Source organism: Rhodococcus sp. P4_E4 (genome assembly GCF_056401575.1).
Genome location: NZ_JBFUJB010000003.1, coordinates 244,176 through 261,067, shown reverse-complemented (window position 1 = coordinate 261,067; position 16,892 = coordinate 244,176). Strand labels below are relative to the sequence as shown.

Genomic DNA, 16,892 nt, shown 5'->3' with positions numbered 1-16,892 from the left:
AGTGCCCTTGCCACGTTGAGGCAGCTACCGATCTCGGACGCGAGCGGGAGCTGTCTCCGATGTTGACCACGATGGACCTGTACCTAGTTGGCACCGATAAATTTAGTCGTCGACCAGGTAGCCGGTGGAAACGCTTCGGTCTTCGGCCTGATTACGGGCGGCCGCACTATTTGGTGAGGATCGGTCGGTCGCCTCTTGAAATGTAATTGGCGAATCGTTCAATTCCTGCTTGTGAGAAGCTCCCTCGGCCTGCGCGTTTCAGTGCGGCTTCGACGAATGCGAGCGGTTTCCTGCGGTATGTGCGGTAGATGCTGTCGAGTACTGGTTGCAGTGCCCGGCGTGCGAGGTCTGCTGTTTCCGGGTCTGAACCCCCGAACTTCACTGTCACATTCGGCATAAATACCCCTGTTGGTCGAGTGTCCGATTCCCTGGTCGGAAGCGTACGTATCGGGATTGCGAATCAGTACAGAAACACCAAAACGGGGCGCTAAGTCCCTACTTGCGGTGGATGCGATTCCGTCTTTGGGTTGACGAAAGGGGCCCGACCGCGGCGTGCGGTCCGGCTTCTGTTCTACGACTCCGGGTTACGCCCCGAAGCCGAGGCTGCGGTTTGGCCTGCTTCACGTTGGGTGGCGAACTGCCGATGCTGACGGGTGTTTGCGTCAACGCATAGCAAACTCCCCAAGCTACAACGCCCATGCAGAATGACCCCCGCGACATAGTTGCCGTCATCGAAGAGGTGGCCGAATTCATTGAGGCGATAACTACCGGCCACCCGAAGGTGCCCCGTCCCGTGGTCGACCACCTAGATCGGCGGTTCCACGGTTCCCCAGAAGCTCAATGCCTGTGCGCAGCGCCCCGGGGATCTGGAAGTCGTAGCTGGTCTGCATCCAAGCTGTTCCATCAGCCTCTGCGATGAATATCCCGATGGGTAGCGCTCGGAGACCCAAGGCATCGGTGCCAGATTCCGCGATCTCATTGCCAACATGCCCCACGACGTTCTATGGTTCATTACATGAGTAATGAACCAGTGAACACCGGGCGTCGATCATCGTGATCGACGACGGACGACCACTGTTCCAGCAGATCGCCGAGCAGATCGAAGGCTCGATCATCGACGGCTCACTGCCGGAAGACGGGCAGGTGCCCTCAACCAACGAACTGGCGGCGTTCCACCGAATCAATCCGGCGACGGCAGCCAAGGGCCTCAATCAACTCGTAGGCGAGGGGCTCCTCTACAAGAAACGGGGAATCGGAATGTTCGTCACCGTCGGCGCCCGCGACGCACTCAGGTTCAGGCGACGAGAAGCGTTCGCGCGCCAATACATCGAGCCGTTGGTCATGGAGGCCGACCGCCTTCAGATTTCCCTCGACGAACTCAAATCCATGCTGGACGACAGGAAGGCGGACCGATGAACTCAAGCACGACAACGACCAAGTCGCACGTCAGGCGTTTCGACGAAACTGAACTCGTCGCCTCGATGCGAGCAGTGAACAGAAGCTACGGGGACGTCGATGCGCTCTCGGACGTCTCGTTCGAGATCGGCCAGAACAAAATCTACGGCCTGCTCGGACGTAACGGCGCAGGCAAGACCACGATCATGCAGATACTGACCGGACAGGACCTGCACACCAGCGGCCACGTCGAGGTATTCGGCGCTGCCCCTTTCGAAAATGCCGACGTCTTGGCGAACGTGTGCTTCGTCAAGGAAAGCCAGACGTACCCCGAGGACCTCAAGGTCAAGCATGTACTCGTCGCCGCCGGCCATCTGCTCCCGAATTGGGACCACGCGTTCGCCGAGACACTGCTCGACGATTTCCAACTTCCACTGTGCCGCAAGGTGAAGAAGCTCTCGCGCGGCATGCGGTCAGCGTTGGGAGTGATCATCGGACTTGCCTCCCGTGCACCGCTCACGCTCTTCGACGAGCCGTATCTCGGCCTCGATGCCGTTGCACGCCAACTCTTCTACGATCGTCTGCTTGCCGATTATGCCGAACATCCTCGCACTGTAGTGCTTTCGACTCACCTTATCGACGAGGTAGCCAATCTGCTCGAGCACGTGATCGTCGTAGACAGCGGCCGGATTGTCGTCGACGAGGACGCAGACGCACTGCGAGGTCGCGCCGTAGTGGTATCCGGCCCCCTTGATGCGGTGGATGCTGTTGCCGCGTCCGGCAGGGTCCTGCGCCGGGAGACACTAGGCTCCCACAGCCGAATCATGTTGCAGGCCGATGTGACCGAGACCGAGCGAATCCGACTGCGGGAGGCGGGAGTCCAAGTGGAACCGGCATCTTTGCAGGAACTTGTCATCGCGACTTCGACGCAGCGCAAGGAGATCACCGCATGAGCATCGCAACGACAGCGCCCCGGACGGTCCCGAAGGCGCCCACCCGGTCCAGGATCGGTTCCGTCCTCCAACTGCACACGGTCGCGTGGCCGTTGCTGATCGCCTGGCCGGTGGGCATCCTTTTGATCTCTTTCCTCATCAGCTTCACCATCTACGCGATCGTCGGAAACGAGCAGGGTGAGGGATTCACCGGCAGTGTGTTCTCCGTTTACGGTTTCGTGCTGGCGTTCTACCTCCAGTCGATGACCCAGACGTTCCCGTTCGCGCTCGGGCTGAGCGTGACTCGCCGCGAGTTCTTCACTGCCACCACGATAATGGCGTTGGCACAGTCCGCAATCTTCGCAATCGCGCTACAACTGCTGTCAGTGGTGGAGTCCGCCACCAACGGCTGGGGTGTGCACATGCGCATGTTCGGCATCGCACGCTATTTCACCGACAGCGCAGCCGTTCAGTTGCTCGCGCTGTTCGCGACGCTGCTGCTGACCAGTTCGATCGCAATGCTGACAGGTGCGATCTACCAGCGATGGAGGACCACCGGTCTGCTCGCCTCTCTCACCGGTCTCTTCGGTGTGCTCGGCCTGTCAGCGATCGTAATCACCTGGGCCAGCTGGTGGCCGGCGATCGGTTCGTGGTTTGCCGATACTTCCCGAGTGGTGCCGATGGCACTACTTCCATTGGCCCTGGCCATCGCCTGCATAGCCGGAGCCTGGGTCATTTTACGTCGAGCAACGCCCTGACCGAGTAATCATGTGCGACGCCAGATGTCGCACCGTGTCCGAGTGCCCCTCGGATCGACACCGTCCAGGCAGTTCGGCCCCTTCCTCAGCCCAGGGAGGGGCCGAACTTCACAACAGGGATATCGCGTCCCCGGGGTCCCCTCTACTGCCGAGCCACTCGCTCGACAAAACTCGAAGCACGCAGCACCAGTTCATCTTTCCGGTCCTGGCGCGCAGCGGCGGCATCGTAGCCGGCATACGGGAGCGGGGGGTCGTTACGAACATTGGCCGAGCACTGGAAGTCTCGGCAGATCAGTGTTCCGACTGTGCTGCCACGTCGACCAGCGGGCCCGGCCAACTTGGCGCCGTAGAAGACGACCTCGTTGGGAAGGCGCGTGTCACGGCACCAGGAACACTGGGCACGCGACCGTGGAGTGGCTTGCGCTTGAACGAGCAAGACTCCGATGATCTCCCCGTCGAGTGTCGGGACGATCGCGTAGGCGCGTCGGCCCATTTTGGGATCTCGCCAGCCCAGATAGTCGAGAGCGTCGAAGTCGATGGCGTCGAAGCCATCCGGCAGGGTGAGGTCGGACTTCTCCTTACGACTTGCGTTGACGAGGCTGGAACGAACAGATGTATCGGTCAAAATGATCATGGGTGTATGCCAATCGTGGATCGGTGAAGGTGGGTACAGCTCATGGCCCGACCAGCACCTAGTGCTGTCGGGTCCGAAATGCGCTATCTGCTGCCGGCGAATACGACGCCGACAACCTCCTCACGCCCATGGGGCATCACGATGTCCACACCCCGATGGTAGCCACAGGTCCTCGACACGGGCCACTCGATTTATCGACGCACTTCATGCGTGAAATGGCGCGAATCAGTCACGCCAGACCGCCGTGAACTCGTACCAAGGTCCGCCGAGGTGCTTTGCGGAGAAATCGTCGAACCCCGTAGGTGCGCCGCTGGGCGAGTACACCCATCCACTCGTGGTGGTGAACATGCTGTCGTTGTCGATGAAGTAGACCTCATCGGGACGTACGACATGGGCACTGCTGATCTCGAACTGGCCGATCTCGAGCTCTTCCACAGTCGATCCAGGCTGCTCTAGGAGAGCAATCGCGATGGTCTCGAACTCTCCGCTCTTGTCGAGGAAAGTTGCCGGCGGCATCAACAACACCGCAGCGACCGCGGCGATAACGGCAACCGGAGAGGGCAGGATCCACCACGACCACCGTCGGTCCTGGCCGAGAACGTAGAGCGTACGAACCGCCCACACCAGACCAACAACGATCAAGGTGAGCAGAGCCGCAGCGCTGACGAGGAGAGGATCGAACCACCTGAAGTCACCGAATGGCGAAGGCCACCACCCGTAATGCCGGCAGACCAACGCAATAAGCGGAACAACGGTGAATGCCAAAAGAATCGGCCCCGGTGGCTTGGACGACTCCGGAGGGGCAGCTACCAACCATTCACCCAGCGACTTCGGCCTTCTCATCACCCCACCGTATCTGCAGGTCATGGCAAACTCAGCTACACGGCGAATACCTTTGCAGTACAAGCACTCTCGTTCCACTCACAACAACCAACGCAGCGATCGGCACTCTCGGCGCAACCGACACAGATGGACAAACCTCACAATCCGCAGATTCAACGTGCCGATCATGCGACAATCGGACGGTGAACGAGACCGCGAGTGGAGTTTCGCACCCGTACCGATCGCGACTGTCGACCGTCGGCATCCTCTTCGCCGCCGGCCTGCTGTGGTCCACTCCCCTCTCCGCAGCCACGCCCACCGAAACCGGGCCGGCCAGTTGCGTACCATTCGGAACCGCCCAACTGCCACCCGGCGCACCCTCGGGAGGCGGACGAGTCGGGTTGGAAAACCTTCCGTTGTTCAACGGCACGGCCACCCCGTCTTCCATCGAGATGCGCACGCCAACAACCCAATTCAATCGATTCTGGGACTTTGCACTGGTCGACCACGACTTACTCGCTCGTCCGCGGGCACCCGGCGAACCAACGACCGAGCCATGGCGTTTCGTGCCGATGCCCGAATGCCTACGTGGACGACTGGTCGGGATATCACTGGACGACGACGAACTCGTCGCAGTCAACGACAACGGCTGGGTTTACACGATGGACAACGCCTCCCAGGACCCGCTCGTGTGGAACTGGACTTCCGCGTGGGGCGCGCCCCTCTGGAGTGGTCCAGGCCGACAACTTCCGGGAGACCGGCCGAACGGGTGGGCGCTGAGCGTCTCGTCGCCCTGGGACAATCAAACTTTCACCGACATCGCAGGACGGATTCACTTCGTCGGACTCGCCAAGATGACGATGATCCCCACGCTGACCGCGGACGGCAGCCGAATAACTTACGCAGACCCGTGGCTGCCCAACGACGACAGCTACGAGATCGGCGGCCCGCTCGGCGGGCGATTCCAGGCGGACTCGCTGTCGGCGGCCGGATCAACCACTTTCGTGATGAACAAGTACGGCGACATGTACACCCGCACATTTGATTTCGATTCTTCGGGATCGGACTCGATCTTCTTCCGCTACAGCTGGGAAGATCAGTCGGACAAGCCGTCGGCACCCAACCTCGTGGCCGAAACGCTGGACCGCAGCACCGCCGCGATCCAACTTCCGGCACCGGACTGGGTGCACCAGCCCAAGATTCCCGGTGAAGTCACATCCGCGATCAGTGTGCACTCACTCGGCCCTGGCCCGAACCGGCGGGAGTTGCGTGTCGAGGGCCGCCGCGGCGCCGAATCCGGTTTCTGGCACAAGGATCTCGTCGGGGATGCTTGGGAGTTCACGCCGACTGGCGCGTCCCTTCTCGGCACACTGATCGAAAACGCGCCGACAGACCGGTCGACGGATACCCTGTCCCCCGCTGCCCCCTGGCACTTGTCCACGACCTTGCCCGCCCGCGACGGCGCCATCGACGGTCAGACTCTGATCGACATCGGGTTTCCGTACTCTGTGGTGGATCCGCGCATGCTGGACGCGATCGGCCAGTACGCACAACCGTCCGGATACCGACTGGACGTGGACCATTTCGACCCGGTCGCCACCACCCGGACCGCGACCGTGACTGCACCGGATGGCACGGTTCTTCCGGTCGTCCTGCACACCGCCGACGGACTACGGATGACTCCCCGCGCATCCGGCCTCGATGCCGATCCGCGCCACCTCGTCGGGGCAATCGAGATCCCGTCGGACGCGTACGCGGATCGGGCATCGAACCCCGCTCTGAACGCGTTCGTGCAGGACTGGATGCGCGGAAACCCCATTGCCGCGATCACGCTCAGCGCCACCGACCACGACTTGGTGATCCGCTAGCCGAAACCAGCGCCGTCCACCGTGTCGCCTCGATTAGGCTCAGCAGATGGTCGACACCACACCCGACGTGCCGATATCACCCGTCGACGCTGCGAGCTTCCAGCTCGGTGTGGATGTCCAGCCGTACCTGGTCACTATTGCCGGTCTGCTCTCTCCGGGCGGCTTTGTCGACAGCGACGGTCGACCGGATCTAGCGCATCTTCACCGAACACTCGCCGCGCAGATCGCGCAGGAACCGTTGTTGCGGCAACGACCGATTGTGCGGCATGGGTCATGGTGGTGGACGGAAAGCAACATAGAGGTCGACCTCCATGTCTCACTGGAGGAACGCGGTCCCACCGAACCCGACTTCGAAGCGGTTTGTGGTCGACTTGTGATGCAACCCCTTGACACCACCCGACCGTTGTGGCACATCGCATTGATTCCTGTAGCTCGAACTGGTCAGTGCGGCATCGTCATTCGAGTGCATCATGCGGTTCTCGACGGCGCCGGTGCCAGCGACCTTTTCGAGCGCTTGTTCGCCTCGCCTGATTCGAAAAAACCCGACCCAGGGGCGCCACCAACGGCGAAAACCGGCCACTCCCCCGAGCCACACATCCCCCAGAAGGCCAGTTCCCTGGACCTCCTCCGATTTCGAATCGGGACGTTCCTACATCGGCCGATCCGATCACGGGTACTGCTCGGCACAATCGGCACCACGAGATCCATCGCTTCCGTCAGCACCCGGACCGCTCCGGTCGTGCGCGGTGCGCAAAGTGTGGGAGGCACATTGAACGATGCCTACCTCGTTGCAGCGGGCACCGGACTGCGATTCATCCTCGAAGATCGTGGCGAGTCCATTCCGAAAACGATCGCCGTATCGGTCCCCGTCGCAGTCACAGCGATCGGAGACGCACGCAACGCCGTCGGATTCATGATCATCGACCTCCCACTTCAAGAAACAGACCTGGAACGTGCCGTCGCAATCGTCGCGAAGCAAACTGCGGCCGCAAAACCGTCCGCACGTGCGGCAGGAACAACATTTCGGTCGCCGCGTGTAGCCGGCATCTTCGACAAATTCGCGAAGCGACAGCACATGATCGGTGCAGTGGTGTCCAATGTTCACGGACCACGCGGTCCGCTCACGCTCGACGGGGCAGCGCTCGTCCAACTCTGGCCGCTCGGCCCGTTGGCGGGCAATGTTCGAATCGGCTTCACAGCAGCGTCCTACAACGACAAATTCTGGATCGGAATCCAGACCGATGCCGAGCATCTCCCTCCGGCAAGCAAGATCGCGCAAACCGTAGAACGAGCTCTCGACGAAATAGCCAGCACCACAAGCTGACTGGTACTTCATCACACTCGTTCGAGGCGGATCGAACCGAGGCATCTGCGGATTCTTGAACCCAGGTGTCCTGATCCAGCAGGACTCGAGTGATCGCGTGATCACCGAACAGCCACGCCCCCCAGATGCTCCCGAAAATCTAGCCGAAGTTCAGTCGAAGAATCTGGCACTCAAGGTTGCAGAGTGCCAGATCGGTTGGTTATCATGTTCTCGCACAGTGAGTTCGGTCGCCGTCGAGGTGACGGTGGCCTTTCTTAGACGATACGGGAGGTGTGTTGCTGTGCTTCGTTTCGATCCCTTCACCGACATCGACGCGATCACCAAGTCCTTGCTTGCTACCGAAACCGGCAGCAACCGAAGTCCACGTTTCATGCCGATGGACCTCTACAAGATCGATGATCACTACGTCCTTCACGCCGATCTTCCCGGCGTCGACCCGGGATCGGTGGACGTACAGGTAGATGGCTCGACCCTGACCTTGACCGCGCACCGCAGTGCTCTCTCCGAAGATGGAGTGACGTGGCTGGCCAGTGAGCGTTTCACGGGAACGTATAGAAGGCAGCTGTCCATCAGTGAGGACATCGACTCCGAGCGGATCGTCGCCTCGTACGACAACGGCGTGTTGACCGTGAGCTTGCCGATCGCAGAGAAGGCGAAACCGCGGCGGATCGAAATCGCGTCGGGGCCGCCGTCCAGCACTGCCAACTCCGAGGCAGAAACTCAGGGACAGATCGAAGCCTGACCTGAACGGCTTGGCACGAAATCGACTGTACAAGAACCTTTCATCCAGGAGGTCCACTATGCCCGCGCCAATCATGGCCCCCGCCGCAGCTCTGGCTGAACCGGTCGTCTGGAACGAAGATCCGCAGCGACAAAGGTGGTGGACGCGCATACTCGCGGCCGGCTCGCCGGAGAATTCATCCAACGACGAATTTCAACCCTGACAAGACCCGACCGCGATCGCCGAGTGCGTTCACCCGCAACTGAATTGAGGTCTTCCGTCCGCCTATTCGGGCGGACGGAAGGCCGTATTCAGTCGTCAAGCCCGGGCGAAGCCTGAGGATCGTTCCACGACGCAAGCCGAAGATTCACCAACCTCAGCTAGATGAAGAATCGCCCGAAATGGGCGGAGCGGGACGAAACACTCACACAACAGAGACGAAGCGCGCCGACACCGGCCACCCGTGACACGTACGGTTACAACGCATACACACATCGTATAGCCGGAATGTCCGGATTCATTGGGCCCACCGCAGTGTTTGATGCCAGAAAGTGACAACAGCCTGACGAATTTGGGAGCGCAGCATTTGTCATTGCCATCACAGCTTTGATTCGCGCTCGCCACTGTCATCGAGGATCAAGAACTCGATCTTCGCCCGCTCCCCGTCCGCATCGAAGACGTTGTCGCGGTCTGAGACACGCGCGATCAGTTCCGTCAGTGCCGCATGGATCGTCGTGTACAGAAATGCACGCGGGTCGGACACCCCCATCACGTCGTCAGTGTTCATCTGAACCTGCGCCGTAGCGGTACGCCTGCCCAGAAACACACGCGGAAGCCGGATCCCGGTCGGATCGGTCACCACGGTGATGTCGCCACCAACGACAACAAACAGATCGAAGTCGTACTGCATCGCGATGCCCCTCAGCCGGTGTCTGAGCCGACTCAACTCCTCAATGAAGTCGAGCGGCACCGACGGTCCACCGAATACTGTTCTGAACGTGACCCCGCGAGTCATCGATCTGCCCCCTTTACGAATCATCCATTTCAGGATCGAGGGCCATACCCTCTGTGTCCCCCACGCCGAGTGCTCGGGCATATCGACCGGCATACCGCTCCAGTGCGACTGCTGAATCAGCCTCACCTGCCCATTGATCCGGAATCGCGGTGCCGTCACATGTTGTTCGCGACACTCGCGCCTCGGAGAACTCGACAGCGGTCCGGGTGAAGGAACAGCGCACAAAACTCGTGGCCGCCGAGAATCGTGCGCCGCCGAAAGTGCACTCCACGAAAGAGGTATCGGCGAACTGCGCACCAGGCAGGTCTGTGTCGTCGAATGCACATCGTTCGAACACAGTATTGGGCACGGAGCGGAGCCCGCGTGCTTTGGCTCCAGTGAAATCGCAATCGACGACCCTCGGTCCGAGCGCCAGACGCGAGAGCGTGGCACCCCGGAAACTGCACCGTTCGAATCGGCGATTGAAACGGGTCTGTCCGGTCAGTGCCACGAAATCGAAACGACAGTCGAATAATTCGGATTCGAAGACGGAGATCGCACCCCGAGCGAAACTCAGATCAATCCGTTCCAACGTGAGATACCGGATGTCCAATCCACCGCTACCCGCTGTCAGGCCACGCACGTCGATCAGCCCGTCATCGGTCTCCGCCCAGGGGGAGACGAGAGTGTGGGGCGGCTTGACGATCCGCGACTGATCGAGCAGCTGCGCCCGTAAATTGTCGACGCCCTCATCTGACCAACGTCGACGTAGGGAGGTGATCGCGGACCGGTTCACGGGCTCAATAGTATCGGCAAGATCCCCCGCGATTGGCCGTGGCTGCCCAAGAAGCGAACCGCCACGCATCAGCACTTCGGTAGGAATCACTTCTCGGAGCGCGCAAACAGCCGGACCGTGAAATACACGGCCCGGCTGCAGCGCTCACACGCACCAACTGGAACTCGGAGTTAACTCGGGTACTGGAACCGGTCGTATACGAATCTTTGACTCACCCCAGGATCAGTATCGAATTATCCACTCTCACAGATTGACTACGTCGCCCACAAAGATCTGGTCGGGATCGGCGATCTGTGGATTGATGTCCCACAGCTGCTGCCAGGTGAGACCTCGTTCTGCAGCGAGGCCGAACAATGTATCACCGGCCGCAACGACTACCTCTTCGCCAGACGCTGGAGCCTTCGACTCCGGAATGCTCTCTACCGGTGCAGATTCGGCTGCCTCAGAGTAGACGACGGGAACTGGCGCCGGTTCCGGTGCGGATTCGGGTGCTACTTCCGGTGCCGGCACGGGCGCGGGTGCGGGCACGATGCTCGACCCGGTATCGCACGCCCCGATCGAACTCAGGAAGGACATGGGATCGACGGCGCCACCACTGTGAATGCGGAGGTGCAGATGTGGACCGGTGGAGCTACCGGTGTTACCCGTTGCCCCGATCTGGTCGCCTACCTCGACGTGCTGCCCCACACCGACCCAGGTTTCGGAGAGGTGGCCCATCTGAATCTGCTCGCCACTGTCCGCTTCCAACTGGATGTACGTTCCGTATCCACCCGGATCATTGGGTCCGGCAACAGAAATCGTGCCCGATGTCGGCGCGTGAAGCGCGGTGCCGACGTTGACAGCGAAGTCGACTCCGTCATGTCCCGCGTGGTAACCCTGCGAAAGTGATCCGCTTACCGGCCACTCCCAACTGCAACTCGCCGACCAGCCCTGCGCACCGGCGGTACCTGCATTGACAACTGCTCCGGCCCCCACAAGGGCGCCCAGTCCTGCAGTTACGGCGATGAATCGTTTTGTGCTGGAAGGCTTGTGTTTTCTGTGCTTACTCATATTTTCCTTGACTGATGTGCTCGGAGCCGGCGCAGGCTCTACCGCCAGACAGCACTCAGTACGTGCTGAGCTACGCGGTGCATCGCACCGAGACTCCGTTGGAGTGAAATTTTCGGATTGCGCCATGGAGAGAAGTACGGTGACCACTCTCGAACGCGATCGCGCGCATAGACCCGCAGGTCTGTATCTCCTGGTGACAGCACAGGAGATACGGGTTTTACATCGAGGCAGTGCCTGAATCGATCGTTGATCGAGGGCTACGAATGCCGGACCGAACTGAGGGCATTTCGTTCGAAGATCGACAGGGTGGGTGTCTACCCGGATGGTCGGAAATGGGGTGGAACATGGAGATCCTTGCGTTGCGGATGAGGAATCACCTCATACGCTGTCGCTTCACGACGCTCCACGCCACGGTTGAATTACCTGGGTAAGTACCTGTTTTTGCGCTTTCGACCCGACCGGTCGATATCAGGCGCCACTTCATTCCACGGCATCTGGTGAAAAAATCAGTGCCTCACATCACTTCTGGAGACGATACCGCGCCTCGGTCACCCGGCACGTCAGCGTTACCGAGATGGGACATACAGCTGGCATTGCTGCTACACGCCGAACGGGAGACCAGTGCACGTTCCGGCATCGGAAACGCGCGCTGATCTCCCGTCAGGTCGATCTACTAGCTAGTGCATCTACGGTTTGAGCTACTTCTCTGCTGCGTGATGGGCCGCGATGTATCCGTAAACCAGCCCCTGGCCGATCGTCGCGCCGGCGCCTGGGTAGGTGTGACCGAATGCGTTGGCCGCGGTATTGCCGATCGCGTACAGGCCGTCGATGACGCTGCCGTCCTCACGAAGCACGCGTGCATGCTCGTCCGCCTGCACACCGCCGCAGGTGCCCAGGTCGCTGAGCGTCATCTTCACCGCGTAGAGGGCGCTCTTGTCGAGCTGGCGCAGATTCGGGTTCGGAGACACTGTCGGGTCGCCGTAGTACCGATCGTATGCACTGCCGCCGCGACCGAACTCCGCATCGCTACCTGCAGCAGCGGCCTCGTTGAACTTCTGGAAGGACTCGGCAAACGCATCCTCGGGGAGACCGACCTTGCGGGCGAGTTCGGCCGGACTGCTCGCCTGGTGCGCGATGCCCGACTCGAAGAACGCCTGCGGAAGCGGCTGACGGGGGAAGATACCGCCTGCGAACACGTAGCTGTTGCGGTACTCCTGGTCGAAAACAAACCACATCGACTCGGCCGGATCGCCAGCCTTTTCCCGTTCGAGCACGCGCTGGCCGAACGACATGTAGTCCGTCGCCTCGTTCACGAATCGACGACCGGTCTGGTCGACGATGAAAGAGCCGGGCAGCGCACGCTCTGCGAGCATCACCATCGGCGGGCGGCCCTTGATGCTTGCCACCGCGGGGAACCACCAGGACTGATCCATCGATCCGATACCTGCACCGAGCTCTTGTGCTGCCTCGATCGCTTCGCCGGTGTTGCCCTCTGCGCCCAGGCTCTCATGCTCACCGAGGCTCTCCGACTGGTACTTGTGGCGCCACTCCATGTTGTGGTCGAACCCGCCGGCTGCCAGGACGACACCGCGCCGAGCGGTCACCGTCACTTCACGTCCGTCTTGCACCACAACTGCACCCGTTACGCGGCCGTCTTCGGTGATGAGCCGAACCAACGACGTTTCCGTCCACACCGGGATACCGGCCTGGACCACACCGGCGAACAGTCCGGCGGCGAGCGCCTGACCGCCCGCGATGTATTCACGCTTGAGGACGTACTTGCCGTAAACGCCTTGCGCCAGGCGGCGGATGATGCGGGGAAAAGCCTTGCTCGGCTTCTTCACCATCAGATTCATCCACTTGTAATCCGCACCCGTCACCGGCATCGGCAGTCCGGCTTCCATCAAACCGGGGCGCAGGCGACCGCGTTCCGCTCCCAGTACCGACGCGTCGAACGGCAGGCACTCGCAGGTACGTCCGGCGGCGCTACCGCCCGGCAGTTCGGGGTGGTAATCGGAGTATTCCTTGGCCCAGAAGAACTTCATGGGCGTCGTGCGGTAGAGCATGTCGACAGTGGCCGCACCGTTGTCGACGAAGGCTTCTCCTCGTTGGGCAGGGGCAGTATCACCGACCACCGAACGCACGTATGTCTTCGCTCGCTCAACGGTGTCGCCCGCACCGGCTTTCGCCAAGATCGGGTTGGCAGGCATCCAGAACGCACCACCGGACCGCGCCGTCGAACCGCCGACGTACTGCGTCTTCTCCACGATCAGCGTGGACAAGCCGAGTTCGTTCGCGGTGAGGGCGGCAGCCATGCCGGTACCGGACCCGATCACCAGTAGATCGACAACGATGTCCTTGGCTTGTGTCGCGGGGGGTGCCTGATTCTTAGCCATTGAACAAATCCCTTCACGTGGTTATCGACGTAGAACGCTAAGGCAGTCGCGGCGCAGAAGGTTCCGGATGCCCAGTCAGCGGGACATTGCGAGTGGATTGGCGAAAAACAGCTCTTGCCACGGTTCGGGCCTAGTGGCCGTCTCAGCAGAATCACGCCTTGACCTCGTCGACCTTTAGGCTGCTCTCGTGACGACAGACTCCGGCATCGTTCGAGCCTGACACCGTACGCGGCATGCTGCCCCGCCTACGCCACGTCTTCGACCAGCACGAGGCTCTTCATCGTCTGGCTGTCGAAGCGATTGTCAACGAATTCAGCGAAGAAGCTCCGTCACGAGGCGAAGTGATCGATGCACTGCGCGATTTGGTGCTCGAGTCCGTCGAGGTCTTTCCCGACAACTGCGATCCTCGTCTCGGACTATCTGCTGACGTTCCTCGGCACCGATGAAGAATAATCATCTACATGAAATGGAACACCCCTACAGAGACCGGCTGGTTCGTGAACCTTGCCGAAGGTGGTTCGGCCGTATCGATATTCGATCCGTCGGGGAGCGTCCAAGGCGAACTGATTCCCGCACCCGACGACGAATTGGAGACCGTTTCCGGCGGGCGGAAGAGGAAATCGTCAACAGCCGAGCAGGATCGACCAAGGCTCACATTCCGCAAGGGCCGACCTGCATCACTTCGATTGTCCGACGGAACGATCGGGACTCTGATCGACCAGAGACCCAAGGCCATGCGCCGCAAGAACAAGCTGTGCGAAGTCGATATCGCGGGCAGAAGATACCTCTTCGTTCATTCATCGGGCCGAAAGGCAACAGCCCGGCGTGACGGAATCGCATTGGCTCACATGGAACGTGGGCGATGGTCCGGTAGAAGTATCGTCACCAGAAGAACCCTCACGGCAACGGACACCCTTGACGAATGTGTCCTGACACTGTTTCAGAAGGTAGTGACACCTGGACGTACCGGCGCCTTCGATCAGGTACTGACCGACCTCAGCAACATATGACGTGCGACACATTCGGTGGATCTCAACCGCACTCGAGATACTAACTTTCAACTCTTAGGTCCACGGACATGCCTTGGACACAATGAGTTTCACATCTCGGATCGGAAGGCTGAAGCCAGATCATGGTCAATGTCGACGCTTTGAACACGCTCGCCCGACGATTGTCGCCGGGTGCGATGATCACAGATCCAGATCTACTCCAGTCCTATCGTCAGGACTGGAGTTTCGATCCCGCAGCCGGCACTCCGATCGCCGTCGTACGTGCTTCGACGACGGCAGATGTCCAGGAGACCTTGCGCTTCGCCAACAGTCACAATGTCCCGGTCATTCCACGGGGCGCCGGCACGAGCGTCGTCGGCGGATCCACCGCCGTCGACGGCGCTATCACCCTCAGCCTCGAGCGAATGAAATCTATTCGAGTGGACGTCTCGTCACGAACCGCGATCGTCGAATCAGGGGCAATCACCAATGACGTCAAGGCTGTTGCCGCGCGCGAAGGTTTGTACTATCCACCAGACCCGTCGTCTTATGAAATCTGTTCCATCGGCGGTAATGCCGCCACCAACGCAGGCGGACCGTGCTGCATAAAATACGGCGTCACCAGTGATTACATCCTGGGTATGACGGTTGTGCTGCCTGATGGATCCGTCGCCGAACTGGGCGGAAAACGGATCAAAGACACCCCAGGGCTTGCGTTGACCAAGCTATTCGTCGGCAGTGAAGGAACGCTCGGTGTGATAACCGAACTGTCGCTGCGACTCATCCCTCAGCCTCCGACTCCCCACACATTGGTGGCCTTCTTTCCACTCATGGCCGACGCAGTTGCCGCTGCCCGAGATATCACAAGTTCTATACGCCCTTCAGAACTCGAAATCCTCGACAACGCAGCCATCAAGGTGGCGGAAGAATTCCTCAACATGGAACTGGACACCGATGCCGGAGCACTCCTGATCGGGCGATCCGACGCCGGTAACGGCGCAGAGACAGAGATGAATTTGATGAGCACTCTCTGCGAAAAGCATCGAGCCACAGCTACATACGCTACCGACGACCCTCACGAAGGCGAACTGTTCATCCGCCCCCGCTATGCCGTTTACGAAGCCTTCGAGCAGAAAGGGGTGGTCATCGGCGACGACGTCGCGGTACCCATCGACAGACTGCCCGAGCTCACCGACGGTATAGCCGACATCGCGAAGCGCTACAGCACCACCATCGTCAGCTACACCCACGCAGCCGACGAGCTCACGCACCCAGTCCTCAACTACCCCATCGGAGACGTGGCCGCCGCTGAATCCGCCTCCGCGGCACGACAAGAAATCTATCAACTCGTGAGCACTCTGGGCGGATTCGCAGCAACAGAATATGGTGTAGGACAAGACAAACGAGATCGCGTGTCGAACTCGCTCGATCCCGTCGTCAGCAAACTGAACAGGACCATCAAGAACGCTGTCGACCCCAACAACATCTTGAATCCGCGCGTTCTGATCCCCTCGAGCGGTTCGACGGACGGCATCTGAGGCCGCTACAGGTATCGAATAGCGACGAGTACCTGAATTCTCCTGTGCAATCGGATATGGTGAGGCTGCCGTCTTCAATGCGGCGGTGCAAGAAGGGAAGTTACGACCAAGACGTTATGTCGGGGAATAAGCAAATCGCCTGGATATGGCTGGAGGCCTCCGTGATGAATCTCGTTCGCCGACTGAGCGTCTGCACATCCGTCGTGATCACGTCGGCTCTGACGTCGGTAGCGCTCGCATCCGCTGCGGTGACCATTCCATTCCAGATCAACCCTGCGCCGTACGGCAACCCGAACGGCAGCTTCGACGCGCCGGCGGTCCGCTGCGTAGCTGTAGTCGGCGAACTACCCGGCACAGTGACGATCACTGGGGGCAAGGAAGACCGCTGGGGATGCCTGCTCTCGTCCGAAGTGCGCTGGCTGAACCTTTCGACCGGGGTCTCCGGCTCCGCTCGTCTCTCGGACGGTCTGAACGGAGTCCCGGCAGGGGCGATCGTGCAGACCGGGACCGGTCAAGTCGCTGTCGCCGTGACGTCTGTGGCCGGATCCATCATCACCCCAGGTGTCGCATCGTTCTACGTGCCGTAGCACCAGAACTCCGCATCGCGGACGCGGTGGGGCCTAAGGTCCTGTTTACCGACCCGTCATCCCGGTTAGCCTGAAAAGACGCTACCGA

At 60.5% G+C, this 16,892-nt stretch carries 17 protein-coding genes; 11 read left to right on the top strand and 6 right to left on the bottom strand.

What is annotated here, in order from left to right:
* Positions 1 to 1,053 precede the first annotated feature (1,053 nt).
* From AC1DVN_RS05640 to AC1DVN_RS05630, 3 genes are read left to right on the top strand one after another with little or no spacing between them, the layout of a single operon-like run.
* Complete coding sequence (locus tag AC1DVN_RS05640) at positions 1,054 to 1,416, top strand: GntR family transcriptional regulator (RefSeq protein ID WP_019747490.1); 363 nt, start codon at positions 1,054 to 1,056, stop codon at positions 1,414 to 1,416.
* Entirely contained in the window at positions 1,413 to 2,348 is a 936-nt protein-coding gene (locus AC1DVN_RS05635) for an ABC transporter ATP-binding protein (RefSeq protein ID WP_092764903.1), read from the top strand. The genes AC1DVN_RS05640 and AC1DVN_RS05635 overlap by 4 nt, the downstream gene beginning before the upstream one ends.
* Entirely contained in the window at positions 2,345 to 3,085 is a 741-nt protein-coding gene (locus AC1DVN_RS05630; RefSeq protein WP_021333871.1) for a hypothetical protein, read from the top strand. Before AC1DVN_RS05635 ends, AC1DVN_RS05630 begins: the two co-directional genes overlap by 4 nt.
* Positions 3,086 to 3,227: 142 nt before the next feature.
* Here AC1DVN_RS05630 and AC1DVN_RS05625 read toward each other — a convergent pair whose 3' ends face one another.
* Both AC1DVN_RS05625 and AC1DVN_RS05620 read right to left on the bottom strand, forming a co-directional pair.
* Positions 3,228 to 3,719, bottom strand: a complete 492-nt coding sequence (locus AC1DVN_RS05625) for an FBP domain-containing protein (RefSeq protein WP_020968707.1) — start codon at positions 3,717 to 3,719, stop codon at positions 3,228 to 3,230.
* A 225-nt stretch (positions 3,720 to 3,944) separates the two neighbouring features.
* On the bottom strand, positions 3,945 to 4,562 hold the full coding sequence (locus AC1DVN_RS05620) for a DUF1109 domain-containing protein (protein ID WP_477993611.1): 618 nt from the start codon (positions 4,560 to 4,562) through the stop codon (positions 3,945 to 3,947).
* Between the two features lie 182 nt (positions 4,563 to 4,744).
* Between AC1DVN_RS05620 and AC1DVN_RS05615 the strand changes: the two genes are divergently transcribed.
* The 4 genes from AC1DVN_RS05615 to AC1DVN_RS05600 all read left to right on the top strand — a co-directional run bounded on the left by AC1DVN_RS05615 (position 4,745) and on the right by AC1DVN_RS05600 (position 8,677).
* A complete protein-coding gene (locus AC1DVN_RS05615; RefSeq protein WP_258955588.1) occupies positions 4,745 to 6,409 on the top strand; it encodes a hypothetical protein in 1,665 nt (554 codons plus the stop codon).
* 46 nt (positions 6,410 to 6,455) lie between these two features.
* A complete protein-coding gene (locus AC1DVN_RS05610; RefSeq protein ID WP_092764901.1) occupies positions 6,456 to 7,733 on the top strand; it encodes a wax ester/triacylglycerol synthase domain-containing protein in 1,278 nt (425 codons plus the stop codon).
* A 280-nt stretch (positions 7,734 to 8,013) separates the two neighbouring features.
* On the top strand, positions 8,014 to 8,475 hold the full coding sequence (locus AC1DVN_RS05605; RefSeq protein ID WP_031331751.1) for an Hsp20/alpha crystallin family protein: 462 nt from the start codon (positions 8,014 to 8,016) through the stop codon (positions 8,473 to 8,475).
* A 58-nt stretch (positions 8,476 to 8,533) separates the two neighbouring features.
* Positions 8,534 to 8,677: a hypothetical protein gene (locus AC1DVN_RS05600; protein ID WP_019747498.1), complete on the top strand. Its 144-nt coding sequence runs from the start codon at positions 8,534 to 8,536 to the stop codon at positions 8,675 to 8,677.
* Between the two features lie 375 nt (positions 8,678 to 9,052).
* Here AC1DVN_RS05600 and AC1DVN_RS05595 read toward each other — a convergent pair whose 3' ends face one another.
* The 4 genes from AC1DVN_RS05595 to AC1DVN_RS05580 form a co-directional block, all read right to left on the bottom strand.
* On the bottom strand, positions 9,053 to 9,469 hold the full coding sequence (locus AC1DVN_RS05595; protein ID WP_092764900.1) for a hypothetical protein: 417 nt from the start codon (positions 9,467 to 9,469) through the stop codon (positions 9,053 to 9,055).
* Positions 9,470 to 9,482: 13 nt separating this feature from the next.
* Positions 9,483 to 10,244: a pentapeptide repeat-containing protein gene (locus AC1DVN_RS05590; protein WP_019747504.1), complete on the bottom strand. Its 762-nt coding sequence runs from the start codon at positions 10,242 to 10,244 to the stop codon at positions 9,483 to 9,485.
* Between the two features lie 243 nt (positions 10,245 to 10,487).
* The gene (locus tag AC1DVN_RS05585) at positions 10,488 to 11,294 is read right to left on the bottom strand and encodes a peptidoglycan DD-metalloendopeptidase family protein (RefSeq protein WP_020906522.1); all 807 of its coding nucleotides are present in this window, start codon (positions 11,292 to 11,294) and stop codon (positions 10,488 to 10,490) included.
* Between the two features lie 698 nt (positions 11,295 to 11,992).
* A complete protein-coding gene (locus AC1DVN_RS05580; protein ID WP_020906521.1) occupies positions 11,993 to 13,690 on the bottom strand; it encodes a 3-ketosteroid-delta-1-dehydrogenase in 1,698 nt (565 codons plus the stop codon).
* A gap of 233 nt (positions 13,691 to 13,923) precedes the next feature.
* Between AC1DVN_RS05580 and AC1DVN_RS05575 the strand changes: the two genes are divergently transcribed.
* From AC1DVN_RS05575 to AC1DVN_RS05560, 4 genes are all read left to right on the top strand, one after another.
* On the top strand, positions 13,924 to 14,136 hold the full coding sequence (locus tag AC1DVN_RS05575; RefSeq protein WP_092764897.1) for a hypothetical protein: 213 nt from the start codon (positions 13,924 to 13,926) through the stop codon (positions 14,134 to 14,136).
* Positions 14,137 to 14,151: 15 nt separating this feature from the next.
* Positions 14,152 to 14,700: a hypothetical protein gene (locus tag AC1DVN_RS05570; protein WP_092764895.1), complete on the top strand. Its 549-nt coding sequence runs from the start codon at positions 14,152 to 14,154 to the stop codon at positions 14,698 to 14,700.
* Positions 14,701 to 14,822: 122 nt separating this feature from the next.
* Complete coding sequence (locus AC1DVN_RS05565; protein ID WP_021343156.1) at positions 14,823 to 16,217, top strand: FAD-binding oxidoreductase; 1,395 nt, start codon at positions 14,823 to 14,825, stop codon at positions 16,215 to 16,217.
* A gap of 164 nt (positions 16,218 to 16,381) precedes the next feature.
* Positions 16,382 to 16,804 carry a hypothetical protein gene (locus AC1DVN_RS05560; RefSeq protein ID WP_029537826.1) on the top strand — a complete coding sequence of 141 codons (423 nt, stop codon included), beginning with the start codon at positions 16,382 to 16,384 and terminating at the stop codon, positions 16,802 to 16,804.
* Positions 16,805 to 16,892: the final 88 nt, after the last annotated feature.

Bases quoted from the DNA above. Each gene is read 5' to 3' on its own strand.
- AC1DVN_RS05635 (WP_092764903.1), top strand. From the start codon at position 1,413: ATGAACTCAAGCACGACAACGACCAAGTCGCACGTCAGGCGTTTCGAC.
- AC1DVN_RS05630 (WP_021333871.1), top strand. From the start codon at position 2,345: ATGAGCATCGCAACGACAGCGCCCCGGACGGTCCCGAAGGCGCCCACC.
- AC1DVN_RS05625 (WP_020968707.1), bottom strand. From the start codon at position 3,719: ATGATCATTTTGACCGATACATCTGTTCGTTCCAGCCTCGTCAACGCA.
- AC1DVN_RS05620 (WP_477993611.1), bottom strand. From the start codon at position 4,562: ATGAGAAGGCCGAAGTCGCTGGGTGAATGGTTGGTAGCTGCCCCTCCG.
- AC1DVN_RS05610 (WP_092764901.1), top strand. From the start codon at position 6,456: ATGGTCGACACCACACCCGACGTGCCGATATCACCCGTCGACGCTGCG.
- AC1DVN_RS05600 (WP_019747498.1), top strand. From the start codon at position 8,534: ATGCCCGCGCCAATCATGGCCCCCGCCGCAGCTCTGGCTGAACCGGTC.
- AC1DVN_RS05595 (WP_092764900.1), bottom strand. From the start codon at position 9,469: ATGACTCGCGGGGTCACGTTCAGAACAGTATTCGGTGGACCGTCGGTG.
- AC1DVN_RS05585 (WP_020906522.1), bottom strand. From the start codon at position 11,294: ATGAGTAAGCACAGAAAACACAAGCCTTCCAGCACAAAACGATTCATC.
- AC1DVN_RS05580 (WP_020906521.1), bottom strand. From the start codon at position 13,690: ATGGCTAAGAATCAGGCACCCCCCGCGACACAAGCCAAGGACATCGTT.
- AC1DVN_RS05575 (WP_092764897.1), top strand. From the start codon at position 13,924: ATGCTGCCCCGCCTACGCCACGTCTTCGACCAGCACGAGGCTCTTCAT.
- AC1DVN_RS05570 (WP_092764895.1), top strand. From the start codon at position 14,152: ATGAAATGGAACACCCCTACAGAGACCGGCTGGTTCGTGAACCTTGCC.
- AC1DVN_RS05565 (WP_021343156.1), top strand. From the start codon at position 14,823: ATGGTCAATGTCGACGCTTTGAACACGCTCGCCCGACGATTGTCGCCG.
- AC1DVN_RS05560 (WP_029537826.1), top strand. From the start codon at position 16,382: ATGAATCTCGTTCGCCGACTGAGCGTCTGCACATCCGTCGTGATCACG.